Source organism: Rhizobium leucaenae USDA 9039 (assembly GCF_000426285.1).
Taxonomy (GTDB): Bacteria; Pseudomonadota; Alphaproteobacteria; order Rhizobiales; family Rhizobiaceae; genus Rhizobium; species Rhizobium leucaenae.
The window spans coordinates 1-18,853 of the sequence record NZ_AUFB01000014.1 but is presented as its reverse complement, the minus strand read 5'-3'; the positions used below and the strand labels follow the sequence as shown (position 1 = coordinate 18,853).

Here is an 18,853-nt window from a genome sequence, read left to right as displayed (position 1 = left end):
CGATGAGCAAGGCCCGTCTCGCAAGGTTCCTTCTCGCGCTCAAATTTCTGGGGTTGCTGACGTTGCTGTCGATGCCGGCAGCATTCGCCCACGAGGTTCGCCCGGCCTACCTGCAACTGCACGAGGAGCGGCCGGGCGAATTCGTCGTGCTGTGGAAGGTTCCGATGCAGGGCGACATGAGGCTCGCCCTGGAGCCGCAATTCTCCGGCAAAACGGAGGCCTCCACGGCCGTGGCCCGGGACGGCGGCGGCGCGGAGATCAGGACGTGGACCTTGCGCGCGCCGGAATTGCGCGGTCAGACGCTCACGATCGACGGGCTCGAAGCCACTATGACCGACGCGCTGGTGCGCGTGGAATACTTGGATGGCACATCGTGGACAGGACGGTTCACCGCGCGCGAGCCGTCTGCCGTGATCCCGTCGTCGGACACAGCGCCGAGTGTGGCGGGCGTGTATCTCAGCCTGGGCATCGAGCACATTCTGTTCGGCGTCGATCACCTGCTGTTCGTGCTCGCGCTCCTCATCATCACGCGCGGGTCATGGCTGCTGGTCAAGACCGTCACGGCCTTCACGATAGCGCATTCGATCACGCTGGCGCTGGCGACGCTGGGCTTCGTCCATGTGCCGCAGGCACCCGTCGAGGCGACGATTGCACTCTCGATCGTTTTCGTTGCCGCCGAGATCGTCCGTCGGGATCAGGGCAAGGAAGGGATCGCGGCGCGAGCGCCATGGGTGGTGGCTTTCTGCTTCGGCCTGCTGCACGGCCTCGGCTTCGCCGGTGCGCTCAGCGAGATCGGCTTGCCGGAGGGGCACATTCCGCTGGCGCTGCTCTTCTTCAACCTCGGAGTCGAGGCCGGCCAACTCATCTTCGTCGGCGCGGTCCTGTCGATCGTGGCCATCGTGCGGCGCACCCATCTCGCACTGCCGTCATGGGTCGCGCGCATGCCCGCCTATGCGATCGGCAGCCTTGCGATGTTCTGGACCATCCAACGTGTCGCGATGTTTTGAGGGGAGGAGCCGGTCAAGCGCAATCCGCTCCTTGAATTGTCGCCTGCTCCAGTCCCCTTGCCGCGTCCGATTCGGCTGCTGTCGGGACACCAAGAGATAACGATATGAGTCTGGAGGAAAATCGATGAACAGAACCTTGCTGCAGGGAACAGCCCTTGCGAGCTTGATGATAGCAGGCCTCGCTTCATCCGCCTGGGGCCAGGATGTCGGAGTGCCCTCGGCCGAAGAGCTGGGAAAGACCCTGCCAAAGCCAACCTATTCGCCCTATGCCAATCGCGAATATCCGACCCGTCCGTTCTTCGGTGACACCCACCTGCACACCTCGTTCTCCATGGATGCCGGCGCGTTCGGCGCCCGGCTCGGGCCGAGGGACGCCTATCGCTTTGCACGCGGGGAGCAGGTGATATCCAATACGGGGCAGCCGGTGAAGCTGTCGCGGCCGCTCGACTTCCTGATGGTTAGCGACCACTCCGACAATATGGGCTTCTTCCCGGATCTCTTTGCAGGCAAGCCTGAACTGCTGGCAGATCCCAAGGGCCGCCAATGGTACGATCAGATCCAGACCGGCAAGGGAGCGGATGCCGCGATCGATATCATCGTCAATTTCTCACACAACACGTTCCCCAGCGACCTCATGTACTTCCCGGGAACGCGGGCCTACCGCAGCGCCTGGGAAGAGGAGATCGCCGCCGCCGAGCAGTACAACGAGCCGGGCCGCTTCACCGCCTTCATCGGCTACGAGTGGACGTCGAACACCGGCGGCAACAATTTGCACCGCAATGTCGTCTTCCGCGACAACGGCGACAAGGCCAGCCAGGTCGATCCGTTCACAGTTTATCCGCCCTATGGCAGTGACAACCCGGTCGATCTCTGGAAATGGATGGACGCCTACGAGAAGAAGACCGGTGGCAATGTGCTGGCGATTGCCCACAACGGCAACCTCAGCAACGGGCTGATGTTTCCGGTGGTCGAAGCCTTCGGCAAGAAGCTCGACAGCAACTACGCGCAGACCCGCGCGAAATGGGAACGCCTCTACGAGACGACCCAGACGAAGGGAACCGGCGAGGCGCATCCGTTCCTGTCGCCGACCGACGAATTCGCCAATTTCGAGATCTGGGACAAGGGCAACCTCGACGGTAGCGTCGCCAAGAAGAAGGAGATGCTTGAGTTCGAGTACACCCGGTCCGCCTACAAGAACGGGCTGAAGCTCGAAAAGGAACTCGGCACGAACCCGTACAAGTTCGGCCTTGTCGGCAGCACCGACGCGCACACCGGCCTCACCGCGGTGGAGGAGGACAACTTCTTCGGCAAGACTGTCCCCCAGGAACCCAGTCCGCAGCGCATGCAGGAGGCATTCATCGACAACAAGCAGACCGGCGTGAAGATCATGGACTGGGAGGTTTCCGCATCCGGCTATGCCGGGGTGTGGGCCAATGAGAACACGCGCCAATCGCTTTGGGACGCAATGCAGCGCAAGGAGACGTATGCCACGACCGGAAGCCGCATGATCGTGCGCTTCTTCGGCGGATGGGATTTCGCCGATGATGATGCCAACAACCGCCTGCCAGCGCAGATCGGCTATGCCAAGGGAGTGCCGATGGGCGGCGACCTGCACACGGCGCCGCACGGCAAGGTGCCGACCTTCCTCGTCGCTGCCTTGAAAGACCCGATTGGCGCCAACCTCGACCGCTACCAAATCGTCAAGGGCTGGCTCGATAAGGACGGCGGTCTGCACGAGAAGATCTACGACGTCGCCTGGTCGGGCGACCGCAAGCCGGAAGCCGACGGCAAGCTGCCGTCGGTCGGCAGCACGGTGGATGTGGCGAACGCGACCTGGACCAACACCATCGGCGCGCCCGAACTGATCAAGGTGTGGAAGGACCCGGAGTTCGATCCCAGCCAGTCCGCCTTCTATTACGGCAGGGTGATCGAGATTCCAACGCCACGTTGGACCGCCTACGATGCCAAGCGATTTGGGGTCGAGCCGCCTCAGGGGGCGACGATGACGGTTACGGAGCGGGCCTACACGTCACCCATCTGGTACACGCCGTGAGCCGAGCGCCTAGTGCCGCGAGGGGTGCTGTCCGACGTATCGGAGACCTTCCCTAAAAGAAAGGGAAAGTGGGTAGGATCGCGTCAGGACGATGCCCAAGCCCAACCTGAATGTCGGCTCTTAAGGATTCGGAGACCGAAGGTGCCGGTCTGTTCTCGCTATCGCAGCGATCGCAAAAGAGCGCGAGGGTGCTTTCGAAACGCAACGGGATCTGTTGCAGAAGAGGCGTCATCGTCGCATTCCGGTGCGCTACGGTGGACAGCGGTCGCACCAGTCTCACGGCGTTCTTTACGGTATTATACGCTCCCATTCTCGCCACTCCATGCTACAGCAAGCCGTCGTCCTTGCGGGAATTCCAGACAGAACCGGGCAGAACGCTGATTGTTGATCCTGCGTGGCATTGAGTATTGCGGCTGCGTTGCGGGACACGCCGGCCGGCAAAGTATTGTTTGGAGGCAAGCTTGAGACGCAACTGCACTGCAGCAGAATCCGCGCCGCGCGCGACAAACTCGTTAGTATCGTTGGTGGAACGTGCTCCTCGGGCGGGGGGCTCTAGCGTGTCAAAATCCTTCATCTCGATCCTGCTCCTCTTTTCGACCCTGCTCGTGGGGTGCGAGACTTCTCGGGTCGATCCGGTTCCGGAGAAGGTCGCAACGCAAGCGGTCATCCCAGGCATAGCCGAGGCCCGCTATTTCGTGCCGGGTGACTCCGAGCGACTTGCCGCCGAATATGATCGCTCCGCTGTTCGCGAGCGTGAATATTACAAGAAAACCGCGCACCGGGATTTGCCGACCGCGTATTTTCTGGCGCTGTCCGGCGGAGCCGACGACGGCGCTTACGGCGCCGGTTTCCTGAACGGCTGGACGCAAGCAGGAACACGGCCCCAGTTCAAGCTGGTGACGGGCATCAGCACCGGCGCACTGATTGCGCCTTTCGCCTTTCTTGGGCCGAGCTACGATGCGGAATTGAAAGAGGTCTTCACCACAATCAATGCTGATTCCGTGTTCAAGAAGCGGTTCGTCACGGCCGCGCTGACAGACGACGCTCTCGCCAATACCGCACCGCTCTATGCGCTGATCTCGAAGCACCTGAACGAAGAGATGGTGTCGCGCATCGCCGCCGAATATGACAAGGGCCGCCTGCTGCTGATTATGACGACTGATCTCGATGCCGCGAAGTCGGTGATCTGGAACATCGGGGCCATCGCCAAGCATGGCGGACCGCAGGCGATCGAAACCATCAGAAAGGTGCTGCTGGCATCAGCCGCGATACCGGCCGCCTTCCCGCCGGTCATGTTCAACGTCGAGTATAATGGAAACGCCTACCAGGAACTGCATGTGGACGGCGGCGCGGTGGCTCAATCCTTTCTTTACACGCCGGGCGTCCATCTGAAGCAGAATGGCCGCAAGCGGGTCGCCTATATCATCCGCAATTCGAGGCTGTCACCGACGCCGGATAAGGTCGACAAGCAGACGATCTCGATCGCCGGCCGGGCCATATCGCTCCTCATCAGCGCCAGCGGGATCGGTGACATGTACCGGATGTACGCGAACACGCAGCGGGACCATGTCGACTATAACCTCACCTATATTGGCACTGATTTCACGGAGCCATATCCGGGAATGTTCGACCAGACCTATATGCGGTCGCTGTTTGATTATGGCTATCAGAAGGCCCGCAATGGTCACCCCTGGGACAAGGCTCCGCCGGGCCTGCTCAAGACGCCGACGGAAACGGCGTCGCGGTAATAGGGGGTGAGGAGATGGCTTTACGCTTCTGAGCGCCTAACGCGTCAACCATTCCGCCAGCCCGCGCATAGCCCCCGACCCGCAAGCCATCCATACCGCGTCGGGGAAATCGCCGTTCCATCGGTCTGGTCTTGCCAGGGCATGAACCCAGCGCCGTAGCGCCTCATCGTCAGCCATTGGCGAACAACTGCAGTGTGGAGCCGAAACGCTCGCCTGGCTCCGCCCTAGTGGAGATTAGAAACCCGTGCTAATGCTGAGCGTCGTCCTGACCTAAGTGTCAGAGAGAGGATCGGGCGCAATGAACAGGGCATTGGCTGTCGCTGCCATCGTTGAAATCGTGACCGGCCTCGCGTTGGTCGCCATTCCCGCGCTCGTCGGTGAGTTACTGCTTGGGGAGGCACTCGTGGGTGTGGCGGCTGCGGCCGCGCGTGTAGCCGGCATGGCGCTGATCGGACTTGGGATCGCCTGCTGGCGGAGTAGGCCCCTCGAAGGGATGCTGTTCTACAGCACGGTTGTGGGCCTCTATCTTGCCTATCTCGGCCTGGGCCATGGGCTGACGGGCGTTCTGCTTTGGCCAGCAGTCGTCCTGCATGCAGTCCTGTCCGTTCTGCTCGCTCGCACGTGGCGTGGCGGCGAGGCCGAGTGATGCCCGCGCAGGGATGCGGTAAGGCTGCGGCGTCGGCCGCGGTGTATTTCGGCACGAGCTTAAGACAGGTTGGGTTTCAAAAACTGGGCAAACGCCACTGGCTGTCGCGCAATGACCGCAAGTGGGGCGCGAAGCTGCCGTCCCGGACATGGCGGCGTTGTTCGAAACGGTATAAACCTCGCGATCAACGTGCGAGAGGGACAGCGCTTACGAACAGCCCGCTCCGGATTCTTTGGAGGATAAATGCTAAGGGCGAAAGACATGCTGTCCTCCCCTTTTTTTGCGGCTGAGATACTCTCTGCTCCCCATGCGGCAGCGCCCGTTTCAGATACCACTGATAGCGATTATATGGCGTGCGCGAACATCAATTTCATTGCGCTGTCGTGTACGATAGAAAATGTGCTTACGACCGCAACAATCGAGAAGGTATTAGGCGCTTTCGCGTTCTTGAACATGACAACATGTTTGATAGGATGCGGCTGACTAAGCTCCCGTATTCGCACCCCTTTAACGAAAATCCGCTGCTGTCAGAGTAACGCAGTTGCCGTGACGACGGGAGTAGACCTTACGGGCGACTTCTTGAATCGACGCGCGGAAGGCGTCGAAGGCGGAGAGGCATTTGGTTTCCGAGGCGCGGGTTCTTTGCAGTTCGGCATCGGATTTGGCGAGTGCGTCGACCTCGACAAAGAACAGGACCTCGAAGACGCCGTCGTGGCCGATGAAGCGGACGGCATTTCTGATTGCGTCGAAGCTGCGGCTAGGATTGGGGAAAGAAAGGGTCATGACTAGCCTGCTGTCGTTTCGTGTGCAGTCAGAGCGAGTTCCGATAGTCTGGTCCGTTCTCTGCGGCGTGCAGTATTGATGAGATTGAGGGACAGCATGCCCTTGGTCGCGTCCGATCGGCTCATTCCGGTCAGGGTCTGGCCGTCTACCCGCGCCGGATTGCCTGTAAAGACATGATAAACGGTCCAGGAACGGTCGGATTCGACGCGGCGGCCATATTGGATGTCCATCGAATCTTGGCCGAGAGCGCCGCCCTCGTTTTCCCATCTGCCGAGAGCGGTAGCATTCGGTCTTCGTTCTGTCTTGTCGTCGTCGATGGTCACGATGCTAATCCCTTTACGTGTCCCGTCCCTCAGCCGTGGCCGAAGTCCTCTCCGTGAGGCTCGCCGGCGCCGCTGGGCAACATCCGCAGCGGCTCGAGAGCATATCTTCCGTCGTTTACGCGTTCATGGCGCTCGTCCTCGCTGCGGATGCGGTATTGCAACATATTTCCTCTCGTCGGCAATGTGCTGGTGTAACGCCGACTTGGAAGGGAATATGCGGAAGCCGTCCTTGAGCTGGAGGGACTGCCCCACCACGAAGATATGTGTCGCTGCGACGCGAGGATCGGGCGGCCATTACGGTGTAAAATAACTGGTGTGGTCATGGTTGCTGGCGGTGCTTTTCGAGGATGGTTTCGAGGTCCGACATGCTGATCGCCACCATCTGTTGCGCCGAACCCTGCATGGCGATCGCCGGCAGGTAGACGAAGGCGGCGATACGTCGCCATGCCAGCCGGAAGACACCTTCGAGCAGCTCCTCGTCATAATCGACGCGATAATCTCCAGCTGGCTGCGGCACTTCGAAGCCCGGCAGCAGGAACGGAGACGAAAAGCGAACGACGGTTTGCGTGGTGCGACTGTTCATGAAGGCAAGTCTCCTGGGGAACACACGGATGCCGCTCCCCTATCATTCACATTCGAACCGGAACGATCCCAAGGCTGCAGGTATATCCGCGGTCAGCGACGAGTCCGTTCCTATTCGCACGCAGCAATATCCTCGCCGAAACGGCAGCATGCATTCGCTAACGAGAAATCGGAATCTGTGGTGGGGCGTAGTCTCTGGCACCGCAAAGCCAGATACTTCAAATTAACGTACATATCTTTACTCCTTGATTGAGTTTCAATCAAGGCACTCAAACTTTTTTTGACTTTTTCATGAAAATCCTGATGAAATAAAATAAACGCCACTTTTTATACGTTATGAATTCAATGAATGTTTTGAACACTACCATCGAGAATGGGAAATATTCAGAATATTATTTTCGTCTGTTTCTTCTGGCCGAATAATATTTCCCGGTACTCCTATCAATCGAGTGTCAGAGGTGTTATATCAGCAGCTGGAGCTGCCCTATGCGGCGGCGGCAGAAAGATTTCTCATGACATTCCGCCCGCTTCACGATCGCGTCGTCATCCGGCGTGCCGAAGGTGACACCAAATCCAAGGGCGGGATCGTCATTCCCGATTCCGCCGAGGAAAAGCCTCAGGAAGGCGAATTTATCGCCGTCGGTCTCGGCTCCTGCGACGAAAATGGCAAGCTGATCCCGCTCGGCAATAAGGCCGCCGACACAATTCTGTTCTGCAAATGGCCGGGAACCGAGGTCAAGATCGACGGCGAGGAACTCCTCATCATGAAGGAGACCGACGTCATTGGCATCGTCGAGAAGACCGGAGCGGCCGCCAAGGAAGCTGCCTGATGGCCGATTTCCGATCCCGCAATCTCAAGACCGAATTGGACGAACATCATGTCTGCCAAGGAAATCAAATTCTCCACCGATGCGCGTGATCGCATGCTTCGCGGAGTCGAGTTGCTCAACAACGCTGTCAAGGTGACGTTGGGTCCTAAAGGCCGCAACGTCGTGATCGATAAGGCCTATGGTGCGCCGCGCATAACCAAGGACGGCGTCACCGTTGCCAAGGAAATCGAGCTGGCCGACAAGTTCGAGAACATGGGCGCGCAGATGGTGCGCGAGGTGGCATCAAAGACCAACGACCTTGCAGGCGACGGCACAACGACGGCGACGGTACTCGCCGCCTCCATCTTGCGCGAGGGTGCGAAACTCGTCGCCGCCGGCATGAACCCCATGGACCTCAAGCGAGGCATCGACCTTGCCGTCACCGCCGTCGTCAAAGAAATCCAGGCGCGGGCCAAGAAGGTCCAGTCCTCCGGCGAGATCGCCCAAGTTGGCACGATTGCCGCCAATGGCGACGCGACCATTGGCGAGATGATCGCCAGGGCAATGGACAAGGTCGGCCACGAGGGCGTCATTACGGTTGAAGAAGCCAGGACGGCCGAAACTGAACTCGACGTCGTCGAGGGCATGCGGTTAGACCGTGGCTACCTGTCGCCGTACTTCGTCACCGATGCCGAGAAGATGCGGGTCGAACTGGAGGACGTCTACATCTTCCTCTACGAGAGGAAGCTCGGCAATTTGCAGGCGATGTTGCCTATTCTTGAAGCCGTGGTGCAGAGCGGCAAGCCGCTGCTGATCGTCTCCGAGGACGTCGAAGGCGAAGCCTTGGCGACATTGGTCGTCAACAAGCTGCGCGGCGGACTGAAGGTTGCGGCCGTCAAAGCTCCGGGCTTCGGTGATCGCCGCAAGGCCATGTTGCAGGATATTGCCGTCCTCACGGCCGGCCAGGTGATTTCCGAGGAAATCGGCATCAAGCTCGAGAATGTCACGGTCGATATGCTTGGACGCGCCAAGCGCGTGCTGATCGAAAAGGACGCGACCACCATCATCGACGGTTCCGGCGACAAGGCGACCATTCGGGCCCGCATTCAGCAAATCAAGGCGCAGATCGAGGAGGCGACTTCCGACTATGACAAGGAAAAGCTGCGGGAGCGGGTGGCAAAACTTGCCGGAGGCGTCGCGGTGATCCGCGTCGGCGGCGCGACGGAGACAGAGGTCAAGGAAAAGAAGGACCGCATCGACGACGCGCTGAACGCCACCCGTGCGGCGGTCGAAGAAGGCATCGTGCCAGGGGGCGGCGTGGCGCTGTTGCGTGCGAAGTCGGTCCTGTCCGGGCTAAGCGGAGAAAACGCCGACGTGACGGCGGGCATCTCGATCGTACTGCGGGCGCTCGAAGCTCCGATCCGGCAGATCGCTGACAATGCTGGTGCCGAAGGCTCGATCGTCGTCGGAAAACTCATCGACAGCGAGGATCACAATCAAGGTTTCGACGCGCAGACGGAAACCTATGTCGATATGGTCGAGGCCGGCATCGTCGATCCCGCTAAGGTCGTGCGGACCGCTTTGCAGGATGCGGGTTCGATCGCTGCACTTCTCATCACCGCTGAAGCAATGATCGCCGACATTCCCGCAAGTGAATCCGCCGCGACGGTCGGAAACGGCGGTATGGCTGGATACTAAGAGCTGTGCCCGCACCGTTCGGCCAGCGCGACTCACGACAGAACCAAAACAACGAGAAGCGGGGAGAATTCCCATGGCCATGCAAAACAGCGGCATCATCAACTTAACGGAACGTGGAATTTAAACTATCTTATTCACGAGGGGCATTTTGGGTGGGCTGACGGGTGTAGCTTAAGCATTTGAGATAGCGTAGGATTCGGGTGTCTAAGCCCGTCCTGTCGACCACATCTCGCGAGCCACACCCGCCATGACCGACGATATGTTGTTACCGTTTGTTTTTCCAGCCATTGGACGCTAGAAGATTACAGCCGCTTTCGATGGTGGACGCATCACCTCGGATGCTGACGTTATGCTGCTGGCGGCGGCCGAGCGGCGCCTTCATCTGGCCGAGCGGCTCGCCGAGGCGATCCGTGATCGGCGGGATCCAAACCGGGTGACCTACGGTGCGGCCGATATTCTGTGCGCCCGCATCTTCGCCATCGCGTACGGCTATGAAGACGCCAACGATCTCGACCGGCTGCGCTTTGACCGAGCCTTCAAGCTCGCCTGCGGGCGGTTGCCCGATAGCGGCCTTGACCTGCGCTCGCAGCCGACCTGTTCGCGGCTGGAGAACCTGCCCGACCTCAGGGCCGTCATACGCCTTGCCGGGGTACCGGTCGGACCTGTGGCTGTCGAGCTATGCCGCACCGCCCGCAAGCGTCACCCTGGATATCGACGACACGCTCGATGTCGTTCATGGCCATCAGCAGCTTTCTCTCTTCAACGGCCAGTGCGACGAGCGTAGTTTCCTACCGACTCACATCTGTGACGCTGCCACGGGTCGCCCTGATCCTGCGTCCCGGCAAGACGCCAACGGGCAAGGAGATCCGCGGCCATCTGCGCCGCCTCGTCCGGCGCATCCGCGTCCACTGGCCAACGGCCCGCATCCTGATCCGCAGCGACAGCCATTATGGTCGGGCGCAAGTCATGCAATGGAGCGAGACAAACAGCATCGACTATCTGTTCGGGCTCGCCGGTAACAGAGTTCTCAAGCGTCTCGTCGAGGGCCGCCGACGACTTCCGCACCCGCCGCGCGCTCGAGCAGAAGCTGGTGCTACGCGGCTATGCCGAGACCCGCTACAAGGCGAAATCCTGGAATACGCGATGGCGCGTCTGCGCCCGCATCGAGGCGACCACAATGGGCCTCGACATCCGCTTCGTCGTCACCAACCTTGGTAACGGCTCCGCCGAACCCACCACCGTCAACCTCCAGCGCGTTCCACAAGTCCAGCCAATGCCCGCGGTGCAACAGATGCTGCCGATGGGCCGCGCGCCACGCTCAGACGTTACGCTCCATCGCCACTCGTGAATAAGACGAGCTAATTCCGAACCCGTCATCGCCATTCCAAGAGGCGACAAACGAGGGAAGCAGATGACTGATGAAACGAGAGAATATCTGCTGGGCCAGCGCGGCAAGCTGCTGTTTCAGATTGAGCGAACGAAGCATCATCTCGCCGGACTTGAGGCCGACGAGGTCAAGATCATCACAGCAAAGTCTCTCTGCCGGCGGCAGATCTCGCCATCATTACCGCGGATCTCGTCGAGCATCTAAACAGCGAGATCGAGGCCCTGAATTGGGCGATCGATCATATTGACCACGAGCTGGAATATCTGGACGGCGATGATGAGTTTATGCCGTTCAAGGAGCAAGGCTCGCTCGCACAGTTGACTCGACTCTTCCCGGATTCCCGATAATGATGGCGGCAATTGGGGGATTACTATGCGTCATGCCGTCTTCGTAGCCGCACTGTCGCTCATCCTGGTCCCGTCTGCCTTTGCGGCCAGCGATAACGACTTAATGCTCTCAATTACCATGAGCGAAGGAAACCCGCCGTCTTTTAACGGAAAAACCAACCTTGTGGACGGCACATTGATCTCCTTCACAGTCAGGGGTGATTTGCCAGGTTGCATCAAGCGATGTGGTTACGAGGGCGATGCCAAGACAGAAGGTGGCCGGTTTCATGTGGAGATCATCTCGGATCGACACCTTGAAGACGATAGCTATACCATTGATGTGGTCACAACTGATCAAAGTCGCCATCTCAAGTTTCCGACGTTAGACCCGACCGACAACAACCATATGATTAGATGGACAGCCCGCCTCAAGGTCAATGCTGCCGGGTCCCAGATTGTGTCCGGAACGGCTCGGCTTCTCCCATTCTTATACGACGCCAAATACTTCAGAGATGAATTCGATCACGGACATCAAACACCACAATGAACTGCGCTCAGTATTAGTAGCACTGCGGGAACTGGATGAGGATGGCGAGGTGGGCGGGAATGCATGAGGAATGTCGGCAAAGGAGAGTAGTACAGGCTAATTCCGCTCCAGTAACGGTTGTAGTGTATTAAGTAATGATCACCGGAACCCTGTGGGCGAAAATCGCCCGGACATGACCGCCGAAATCGAACCGCGTCATAGTCTGGCCTCTTAACTATTAAGTTTACTATACCATCACGCCTCAGCAGGTAATCTGAATGAGCGCGCCGTCGGCGACATAACCACATTAGCGGTATCGGAATATAAAGCCCTATCGTGGTTCGGACGGCTAAATTATCGACTCCACGGGCACCCGGCGATCATGTTCGGCATCGGCCCTGCACGGCCGTTCCTGTTCAAGCAGCGGCTGCCCTTCGGCATGATGCGAGCCGGTTCGCTGCCCTGGATATCTGCCATGGCGACAAATCTAGCGATCACTGTCATCGCCGCGATACTGATATGGGCAATCGGGTCCTCCCCTTCCTGCTGGTGCATCTGCCGATCGCCATGCTGGCCGGGCCGCAGGGCATATGGCTTCTCTACGTGCAGCACCAGTTCGAGGAAACCCATTAGTCGAAAGAGCCAGAATGGCAGTTTTCATATGCAGCCCTTCATAGCGTCGCATTACGATCTGCCGCTCGCGCTTCGGTGGGTAACCGGTAATATCAGCATCCATCACGTTCACCACCTGTCAAGTAGGGCGCCCTACTGCAGGTTGCCGGAAGCTCTGAGGGATCATCCGAACTGGCGAGTGTCGGCCGTAGCACGCTGATGGAGAGCCTGCGCTGCGTGAAGCTGGTTCTCTGGGATGAGCAACGCCGATGCTTGATCTCGTTTCGCGATGCCGCAAAGTTGCGGCACGCCTAATAGCGGGCGATCTAGAGCAGGATGCCGAAAAGTGTGTGCGGTTTTCGGGCGACATCCTGCTCTAACTTTTTGATTTGGAGACGGATTCAGATTTCAGGTCGATTCGACCTGAAATCATCCGGCTCTAGCCGGTCATCGTGGATGAACGACGTTATTCCGTGGCAGGACTTTTTGCTGAGCCGCGGGTGCGTCCTCTCTTTGCTCTCCCCTCGACACTCGGCTTCTGCCTGATGCGAATCCTGAGAGGGCTGCCTTCGGTTCGTTCGATGTCGAACTGTCCGGTCTTGCGGACGAGGTCGCTCAGTTTCTTGAATCCGAATGTCCGCGGATCGAAATCCGGTGCCAAATTGAGAAGCTGCTTGCCAACCGTGCCGAGGCTAATCCAGCCGTCATCAGTATCTTCCTGAGCCAAGACCCTCTTTATCAGCAGGCTGGCCGTATCTGGTGACTGTAGGGGCTTGTTGCTCGTGGCTGTATCGCCTTCCTCCTTGATCTTTCCCGGCAAGAGGTTCTCGGTATAGATGAAACGTCGGCATGCCTGGCGAAAACTCTCTGGAGTTTTCTGCTCCCCGAATCCGAAAACATCGATACCTTGTTCGCGGATGCGTGCCGCGAGCCTTGTGAAATCGCTGTCAGACGAAACCAGGCAGAAGCCATCGAAACGCCCGCTGTGCAGCAGATCCATCGCGTCGATGACAAGGGTGATGTCGGACGCATTCTTGCCTGTCGTATAGGCGAATTGCTGCTGCGGGATGATCGCGTGCTTTGCCAGGATCTCGGCCCAGCCTCGCGAGCGCGTACCCGAAAAATCACCGTAGATGCGGCGCACGCTTGCCTCGCCGATCTTGGCAACCTCTTCAAAAAGGCCGTCGGCAATTCTCGCTGAGGTGTTGTCTGCGTCGATCAGAACGGCCAGACGCGGCGATCGTGGTTCAGATGGCATGATTAATATTGCCTCCCTTGCTTCAATTCATCCTTGCTGCATTTCTTCGGTAATCACCTCAAAACGGGCAAGCGTTGCTGGTCCGAAAGCCGTTGACAGGGCGACGTCCGTCGCGTCACGGCCGGTCGCCATCAAAATTCGCCCGGTGCGCGGCCTGTTATGACGGGCGTCCACCGTATGCCAATGGCCACCGAGATAGACCTGGAACCACGCGCTGAAATCCATCGGGTTAGGATCGGCCGACACGCCGATATCGCCGAGATAGCCGGTGCAATATCGTGCCGGAATATTCATGCAACGGCACAGCGCAATGGCAAGATGGGCGAAGTCACGGCAAACCCCTGTCTTGTCGGTAAATCCGCCATGCGCCGTGCGAAGCGGATCGGCCTTCATATAGTCAAAGGTGATGTGATTATGGACGAAGTCGCAGATGGCCTGCACACGCGCCCATCCGAGCGGCGTCTGCGAAAATCGCGCCCAAGCGAAATCGGCAAGCCTGTCGGTATCGCAATAGCGGCTGCCGAGCAGAAAGACCAGAACCTCGTTCGGCAGGTCGTTGATCGCATGCTGAAGCGCGCCTTCCGGCACGATATCTGGCTGCCCGCTATCATAGATCTCGAATTCCGTGGAAATCGTCGTCAGCCCCGGCGGCGCGACGATTCGGCTGCAGGAATTGCCGAACACATCAGTGTAATTCCAAGCTTCGATCGGCCTGTCGAACGCCAAAACCTGGTCGCAGAACAGATCGGCGCGGCGGGACGGATGGATGTTCAGCACAAGCAGCATCGGTGTGGGCTGCGTGCACTCGTAGCCTATGTGAAATCCGGCGCGTATCTTCATCCTGTATTCCTTATGTGAGAGATCGAGCATACACGGAAGGCAATTGCGAAACTGGACAGCAATGTGGAGTCCCTGCAGGCCCGTTTCGTTGCCGGTTTATCCGGTCATAGTGTTGACCTGCACTATCATACCGCTAAAACCAGAACGTCTGCCGTCGTAGCTGCCGCGCAACGGGACCGCCTGGCTGGCCTCACGGGCAATGGCCGCGCCAATAAGGTCGCGATTGCCGACAATTGGTCGGGTCGAACTCCATCCAGCCGGCGCCGGGAAGATAGACTTGGCAAGCATGCGCGGACCTCCTTCGAGCGTGGTGCTGCCATCGCGGTCAGCGACGCAAATATAGCCGGTCACGAAGCGCGCAGCGAGCCAGAGCGAGCGGCCCCCGCCTCCATCATCAACAGCGCAAAATCGCGACATGAGCCTGACCGCAGCGAAAGGGTCTGAACCGGCGTCTCTGTTCTGTCTTCGAGGCGGCGCGCGCAGGAAAAGCTCTCGCGAATCGCGTAACAGCGCGTCATCAGCAGGTGCCCGATTTCCGTAGGCTGGCCGTGGCGGACGAACTGGCGCGCCCAATGTCTAATCTCGTCATTCGGATCAGCGCAGTGACAATGCATTGCCGGCTCGAGATCGGGAACCACATCTGCATCGTAGGAGAACGGACAGGTCAATACCGTGCTGCGCTGTCGATCTGGAAATCCAGCGCAGGCGGAAGCGCATGGTCGAGCGTGATCCACGTTTCGAAATGCAGTTCGGGGGCGGAAGATGTAATATCGACGAGCGCGACGCAGGTGCCCGAAAACATCATGAATCCGGCGCACACGGCGGGGTTCGGGATAGGTTACCAGAGATTCTTCGATCAGCCGTTGATCGAAGCTGTCGCGAGGCCGGAACATCACTCGGCGCTCCCCAAAGGCAACAGCACGGAAATAGCGATACGAGGTGACATGGCGAACGGAGAAAATGGTCATGATCGCATGCCCTATCCGCAAACGGGACGTTCGGCCCAAATGTCACGAGCCACTTTCATACTTTCCGAAAGCAGAACCGGATCGATTTCAGGTCCGCGGCGGTCCGCATGCCTGACAAGTGCCTCCTGATGGGCTCCGAGAAAACGTTCTATGTCGAATCGGTTTCGCTGGCGATCTGAACGGGCCAGTAAAGAAGATCCATGTCGCGGACGGACGTTAGTTCGGCAAGCCGCCGTGCTTCTATTTCGCGTGTTTCGTTCCGCATTTCGCAATGCATACCGAAATCATCGAAGATCCAGTGATCGTTTTCCATGACGTTGATCGACCTTCGTGTGCCGGGCGAAGCGGCGGCCTGTATCGGGCTGTCGCGCGTATAAAAACATGCCTTCAATCAGAAAAAACAGCATCAGGATCAGAGATCGGCTCGATGACTTAGAGATTGTTTTCGGAGATGACACGCTCCTGCCCATTTCGTCATTCCGCAGACGATATCGTCCGACACCGTCCTTCACTGGTAGGAGGCCTTCAATCCGGTAAATATAAGCAGCTATCGGAGATAAGCCAATCCTGTCCTTCAGCCCGACTGTCTGGCCCATACTGTGGCGGTGGGACGACATGGTGCCCGCATTTCTGACCGCTATTTCTGGTGACATGTCGCTTTCAGGGGCCACGAACGTAAGCAGCAACCGCTATACAAGCTCGAGACTGGCGACCGATCTGCGCCCCTGAATGTCGAATTCGAAACTGAATTTCAGTCTCTGGCCCGCCGTCAGGCCCGCTATGCCTGCCTTGTCCGCCGTCTCGGAATGGAAGAACACGGCAAGGCTGCCGTCGGACGGAAGGATAAATCCATAGCCCTTAATAGGATCGAAATTCTTTACCGTTCCGTTGATCATGAAAACTTCCCCTGGAATAGCCAGTCACAGTGTTGCGATATCGGCGATTGGAGAAGATTGGCGGGTCGAAAACCTCTGACGCCGCGAAAGCCAAGCTGGCCAAAGACGATTAATCCGCTTAGCGAGGTATTACGGTTTAATTAAGTCTGGGATTATTGATGCCAGGAGATAAAACTGCATGCGGGACCTAAATCTATCATCTGTGCCTTGCTGGTTGTCGATCTTCTACTCCATTAGCAGCGTGGTTGGCATAATCGCCTCGATGATAATGCCGGTTTAGGTGGGCCAACATTCTCGCTTGATGCAAAAATTAGCGCCCGAAAAGCTCATCATGGACAACACGGACTCCTCGAACGGAGCTCGCCACCGAGACAGCTCGCAATATCTCTCCTTCGCCGCGAATGGTTCCGCGCAGCGTCACGTCGGCACCTTTCGCCGTCACGGTCATGTCTCGTGTGTCGAGAGCCGAAGCTTCGAACTTTCTCAGGACGGCCGAAATAAGATCGGCATCCCTGGGAAGCGGCGTGGGATTATTAAAGACAAGGCGTAGATGCGTCGCGCTACGTTTTGACCTTTCTTTGTCGCGAACGGAAGCGGCTGCAGTCGCCTGTTCGGGAATAGAATCTATTTGTATGGCAGGGCGAATGTCGGAAGACACGAGGCCCTCCTCTCGGTTGGGGCGAGGGCTATGCCCTCAACCAACAGCGCCCGTTAAAATGGCTGCTGACGAGGTGAGCATGCGCCTGATTCCACGATAGCACAATGGTCAGGGCTCTGTTAAAAATTTTGGTCTTTGGATACGTTTGCGCTTACTTGGAACCCTGATCACCTCACTGTTGCATGGATTTCAAGATTTTGAGCGAGCAATGCCGGCACGTCAGGGCATTTACCCTCGGCCTTCAGTTCGGCAATGGCGATGCCATAGGTCGGGGCCTTGTCGGTGTTGATGATTATTGGCTTTTCCACATCCTTCGAGGCCATTCAAGGCCTCGCTGGGAAACGCTTCGCTGCCTTAGCGTTGCACGTCGGTGACAAATAAAATTCAATGGGCGTTCCCGAATTTGTCAACGTACCGATACAGGTACGCCCATTGACCGCGAACCTTCACATACGCTTCGTCAACGCGCCGGCTCGTTGGTTGTGGCTGGACCGGTGCCAACGCCGCCGCTTTTCAATCTCCGGCGCACTTGTGCTGCATTCAGAAATCGGAGCGTCGGCACTGACGTTCCTTCTGACGACATATTCCACCAACATTGTCGCGTGCTTAAGAGGCCGTATGCGATGAACGGCGGTCTCAACGTTCTCGGAAATCTCGCCAGCAAAGTATGTTGTACAAATCGCCGCAACCATAGCCAGAAACAGCGAATCAGCCATGTGGTTAAAGTTGTGAATGGCAACTGACTGTCGCTAAATCGCCGGCCCTGCGTTCGGCATGCAGGCCGGAGCGCGTCCAAAAGCAGACAGCCGATTTCAGAATCATTGGTTTTGCCGGGGCGAAGAGAACATGAAGCAGACCCGTCGCGAAAGATTATTTTATTGTTTTTTAGATATTATGAGAAAATTCTAAAATTATATGTTATAGTAAGCCACTCTTAGAAAATAATTATAAAAGGAGTGAACATGAAACCCGTTCTTTTTGCCTTAAACGGGCACAGCTTGACACTATTTTTCATCGAAGCGTCGGTCTTATTGGCCGGAGCAACGGCAGGTCTCGCCATCGGCTTTCCGGCACTTAGGATGGGGCTATGAACATGGCTAGATCACACGAGAAGCGGTTCATATGTCCAATTCACGAGAAGACAGCTACGGTTTACCGCGATATCACCACCGGCGATGTCGGCGCACGCCTCGAAAAAGCTGCCCTTCTTAAAGCCATTCGAATTGAGAGAGATCGACCTATTCGTCCGCAAACGCTGCGATGATGGGAAAACAGCAACCGACCGGAGCAAGATCACATACCTTGGATAAAAGCTCTCGCGGTAGGCAGCTGGCCCATAGCATTTTCAGGCTAACGATCGGAACAGTGATTGCATGGTTTGGTGACAAGGCTGCGGATTCCGACGTGAAGCCGGCCGCCAATCCGATCAAAGACCGGCCACCATTCCGATTTGAAGCCGGCCACCGTTCCGATCAAAGACCGGCCAGTTTTCGACACTGAACATCACTCCCTGGGTCAGCAACTTTGGCATCAAATACCTCGCGGTGAACGAGGGGATTTTGATGCCGGCAAAGAGAAGGCTGACCATGAGACATTTGCGACAAATGCTGCGGCTTGCAGCAAGCGGAACCAGCTCGCGTGAGATTGCCGTCGTGTTGGGAATTGCGCGTAGCACGGTGCAGGATAATCTGCAGCGCGCAGCGGCGGCTGGGTTAAACTGGCCCTTGCCTGGG

19 protein-coding genes and 3 pseudogenes are annotated in these 18,853 nt (G+C 57.9%); 12 read left to right on the top strand and 10 right to left on the bottom strand.

Going from position 1 to position 18,853, the window contains the following annotated elements:
- Nucleotides 1–2 precede the first annotated feature (2 nt).
- Nucleotides 3–1,007 (top strand): HupE/UreJ family protein, encoded by a 1,005-nt coding sequence (locus tag K290_RS0120325; protein ID WP_051264145.1) that lies wholly within the window; start codon nt 3–5, stop codon nt 1,005–1,007.
- A gap of 124 nt (nt 1,008–1,131) precedes the next feature.
- On the top strand, nt 1,132–3,060 hold the full coding sequence (locus K290_RS0120320; protein WP_028753582.1) for a DUF3604 domain-containing protein: 1,929 nt from the start codon (nt 1,132–1,134) through the stop codon (nt 3,058–3,060).
- Between the two features lie 325 nt (nt 3,061–3,385).
- On the opposite strand, the gene K290_RS37390 is transcribed toward K290_RS0120320, so the two are convergent.
- On the bottom strand, nt 3,386–3,634 hold the full coding sequence (locus K290_RS37390; protein WP_154668636.1) for a hypothetical protein: 249 nt from the start codon (nt 3,632–3,634) through the stop codon (nt 3,386–3,388).
- On the opposite strand from K290_RS37390, the gene K290_RS0120315 reads away from it, so the two are divergent.
- Nucleotides 3,618–4,808 carry a patatin-like phospholipase family protein gene (locus K290_RS0120315; RefSeq protein WP_028753581.1) on the top strand — a complete coding sequence of 397 codons (1,191 nt, stop codon included), beginning with the start codon at nt 3,618–3,620 and terminating at the stop codon, nt 4,806–4,808. The genes K290_RS37390 and K290_RS0120315 overlap by 17 nt on opposite strands.
- A gap of 298 nt (nt 4,809–5,106) precedes the next feature.
- Nucleotides 5,107–5,454, top strand: a complete 348-nt coding sequence (locus tag K290_RS0120310) for a hypothetical protein (RefSeq protein WP_028753580.1) — start codon at nt 5,107–5,109, stop codon at nt 5,452–5,454.
- A 507-nt stretch (nt 5,455–5,961) separates the two neighbouring features.
- Here the strand turns inward: K290_RS0120310 and K290_RS0120300 are convergent.
- From K290_RS0120300 to K290_RS0120285, 3 genes are all read right to left on the bottom strand, one after another.
- Nucleotides 5,962–6,237 (bottom strand): DUF1488 family protein, encoded by a 276-nt coding sequence (locus K290_RS0120300; protein ID WP_028753578.1) that lies wholly within the window; start codon nt 6,235–6,237, stop codon nt 5,962–5,964.
- A 2-nt stretch (nt 6,238–6,239) separates the two neighbouring features.
- Nucleotides 6,240–6,560, bottom strand: coding sequence for a hypothetical protein (locus K290_RS0120295; RefSeq protein ID WP_028753577.1), 321 nt, complete (start codon nt 6,558–6,560; stop codon nt 6,240–6,242).
- A 319-nt stretch (nt 6,561–6,879) separates the two neighbouring features.
- Nucleotides 6,880–7,143 carry a hypothetical protein gene (locus K290_RS0120285; RefSeq protein WP_028753576.1) on the bottom strand — a complete coding sequence of 88 codons (264 nt, stop codon included), beginning with the start codon at nt 7,141–7,143 and terminating at the stop codon, nt 6,880–6,882.
- 511 nt (nt 7,144–7,654) lie between these two features.
- Between K290_RS0120285 and K290_RS0120275 the strand changes: the two genes are divergently transcribed.
- From K290_RS0120275 to K290_RS36395, 6 genes and pseudogenes are all read left to right on the top strand, one after another.
- On the top strand, nt 7,655–7,972 hold the full coding sequence (locus tag K290_RS0120275; RefSeq protein ID WP_028753575.1) for a co-chaperone GroES: 318 nt from the start codon (nt 7,655–7,657) through the stop codon (nt 7,970–7,972).
- A 48-nt stretch (nt 7,973–8,020) separates the two neighbouring features.
- Nucleotides 8,021–9,649 (top strand): chaperonin GroEL, encoded by a 1,629-nt coding sequence (gene groL / locus K290_RS0120270; RefSeq protein ID WP_028753574.1) that lies wholly within the window; start codon nt 8,021–8,023, stop codon nt 9,647–9,649.
- 301 nt (nt 9,650–9,950) lie between these two features.
- Nucleotides 9,951–10,880: pseudogene (locus tag K290_RS36400) on the top strand (IS1380 family transposase); the annotation flags it as partial.
- 180 nt (nt 10,881–11,060) lie between these two features.
- A complete protein-coding gene (locus K290_RS38415; RefSeq protein ID WP_245276597.1) occupies nt 11,061–11,240 on the top strand; it encodes a hypothetical protein in 180 nt (59 codons plus the stop codon).
- A gap of 168 nt (nt 11,241–11,408) precedes the next feature.
- Nucleotides 11,409–11,909: a hypothetical protein gene (locus K290_RS0120250; RefSeq protein ID WP_245276596.1), complete on the top strand. Its 501-nt coding sequence runs from the start codon at nt 11,409–11,411 to the stop codon at nt 11,907–11,909.
- Nucleotides 11,910–12,162: 253 nt separating this feature from the next.
- Nucleotides 12,163–12,720, top strand: coding sequence for a fatty acid desaturase family protein (locus K290_RS36395; protein WP_081670371.1), 558 nt, complete (start codon nt 12,163–12,165; stop codon nt 12,718–12,720).
- Nucleotides 12,721–12,966: 246 nt separating this feature from the next.
- On the opposite strand, the gene K290_RS0120240 is transcribed toward K290_RS36395, so the two are convergent.
- From K290_RS0120240 to K290_RS36380, 6 genes and pseudogenes are all read right to left on the bottom strand, one after another.
- Complete coding sequence (locus K290_RS0120240) at nt 12,967–13,758, bottom strand: NYN domain-containing protein (protein WP_028753569.1); 792 nt, start codon at nt 13,756–13,758, stop codon at nt 12,967–12,969.
- Between the two features lie 27 nt (nt 13,759–13,785).
- Complete coding sequence (locus K290_RS0120235; RefSeq protein WP_028753568.1) at nt 13,786–14,598, bottom strand: transglutaminase-like domain-containing protein; 813 nt, start codon at nt 14,596–14,598, stop codon at nt 13,786–13,788.
- A gap of 96 nt (nt 14,599–14,694) precedes the next feature.
- Nucleotides 14,695–15,566: pseudogene (locus tag K290_RS34600) on the bottom strand (transglutaminase family protein).
- Nucleotides 15,567–16,255: 689 nt separating this feature from the next.
- Entirely contained in the window at nt 16,256–16,462 is a 207-nt protein-coding gene (locus K290_RS0120215; RefSeq protein ID WP_028753566.1) for a cold-shock protein, read from the bottom strand.
- Nucleotides 16,463–16,772: 310 nt separating this feature from the next.
- Nucleotides 16,773–17,120: a BON domain-containing protein gene (locus K290_RS36385; RefSeq protein ID WP_081670369.1), complete on the bottom strand. Its 348-nt coding sequence runs from the start codon at nt 17,118–17,120 to the stop codon at nt 16,773–16,775.
- A 224-nt stretch (nt 17,121–17,344) separates the two neighbouring features.
- Nucleotides 17,345–17,653: pseudogene (locus K290_RS36380) on the bottom strand (DDE-type integrase/transposase/recombinase); the annotation flags it as partial.
- Nucleotides 17,654–18,082: 429 nt separating this feature from the next.
- On the opposite strand from K290_RS36380, the gene K290_RS38755 reads away from it, so the two are divergent.
- Together K290_RS38755 and K290_RS36375 are read left to right on the top strand one after the other, a co-directional pair.
- A complete protein-coding gene (locus K290_RS38755) occupies nt 18,083–18,211 on the top strand; it encodes a hypothetical protein (RefSeq protein ID WP_280749981.1) in 129 nt (42 codons plus the stop codon).
- A 471-nt stretch (nt 18,212–18,682) separates the two neighbouring features.
- The coding region (locus K290_RS36375; RefSeq protein WP_202595633.1) for a sigma factor-like helix-turn-helix DNA-binding protein at nt 18,683–18,853 on the top strand (171 nt) is incomplete at its 3' end.

Bases quoted from the DNA above. Each gene is read 5' to 3' on its own strand.
- K290_RS0120275 (WP_028753575.1), top strand. From the start codon at position 7,655: ATGACATTCCGCCCGCTTCACGATCGCGTCGTCATCCGGCGTGCCGAA.
- K290_RS0120235 (WP_028753568.1), bottom strand. From the start codon at position 14,598: ATGAAGATACGCGCCGGATTTCACATAGGCTACGAGTGCACGCAGCCC.
- K290_RS37390 (WP_154668636.1), bottom strand. From the start codon at position 3,634: ATGAAGGATTTTGACACGCTAGAGCCCCCCGCCCGAGGAGCACGTTCC.
- K290_RS0120300 (WP_028753578.1), bottom strand. From the start codon at position 6,237: ATGACCCTTTCTTTCCCCAATCCTAGCCGCAGCTTCGACGCAATCAGA.
- K290_RS0120285 (WP_028753576.1), bottom strand. From the start codon at position 7,143: ATGAACAGTCGCACCACGCAAACCGTCGTTCGCTTTTCGTCTCCGTTC.
- K290_RS0120240 (WP_028753569.1), bottom strand. From the start codon at position 13,758: ATGCCATCTGAACCACGATCGCCGCGTCTGGCCGTTCTGATCGACGCA.
- K290_RS0120320 (WP_028753582.1), top strand. From the start codon at position 1,132: ATGAACAGAACCTTGCTGCAGGGAACAGCCCTTGCGAGCTTGATGATA.
- K290_RS0120250 (WP_245276596.1), top strand. From the start codon at position 11,409: ATGCGTCATGCCGTCTTCGTAGCCGCACTGTCGCTCATCCTGGTCCCG.
- groL (WP_028753574.1), top strand. From the start codon at position 8,021: ATGTCTGCCAAGGAAATCAAATTCTCCACCGATGCGCGTGATCGCATG.
- K290_RS38755 (WP_280749981.1), top strand. From the start codon at position 18,083: ATGAAACCCGTTCTTTTTGCCTTAAACGGGCACAGCTTGACACTATTT.
- K290_RS0120215 (WP_028753566.1), bottom strand. From the start codon at position 16,462: ATGATCAACGGAACGGTAAAGAATTTCGATCCTATTAAGGGCTATGGA.
- K290_RS0120310 (WP_028753580.1), top strand. From the start codon at position 5,107: ATGAACAGGGCATTGGCTGTCGCTGCCATCGTTGAAATCGTGACCGGC.
- K290_RS38415 (WP_245276597.1), top strand. From the start codon at position 11,061: ATGACTGATGAAACGAGAGAATATCTGCTGGGCCAGCGCGGCAAGCTG.
- K290_RS0120325 (WP_051264145.1), top strand. From the start codon at position 3: ATGAGCAAGGCCCGTCTCGCAAGGTTCCTTCTCGCGCTCAAATTTCTG.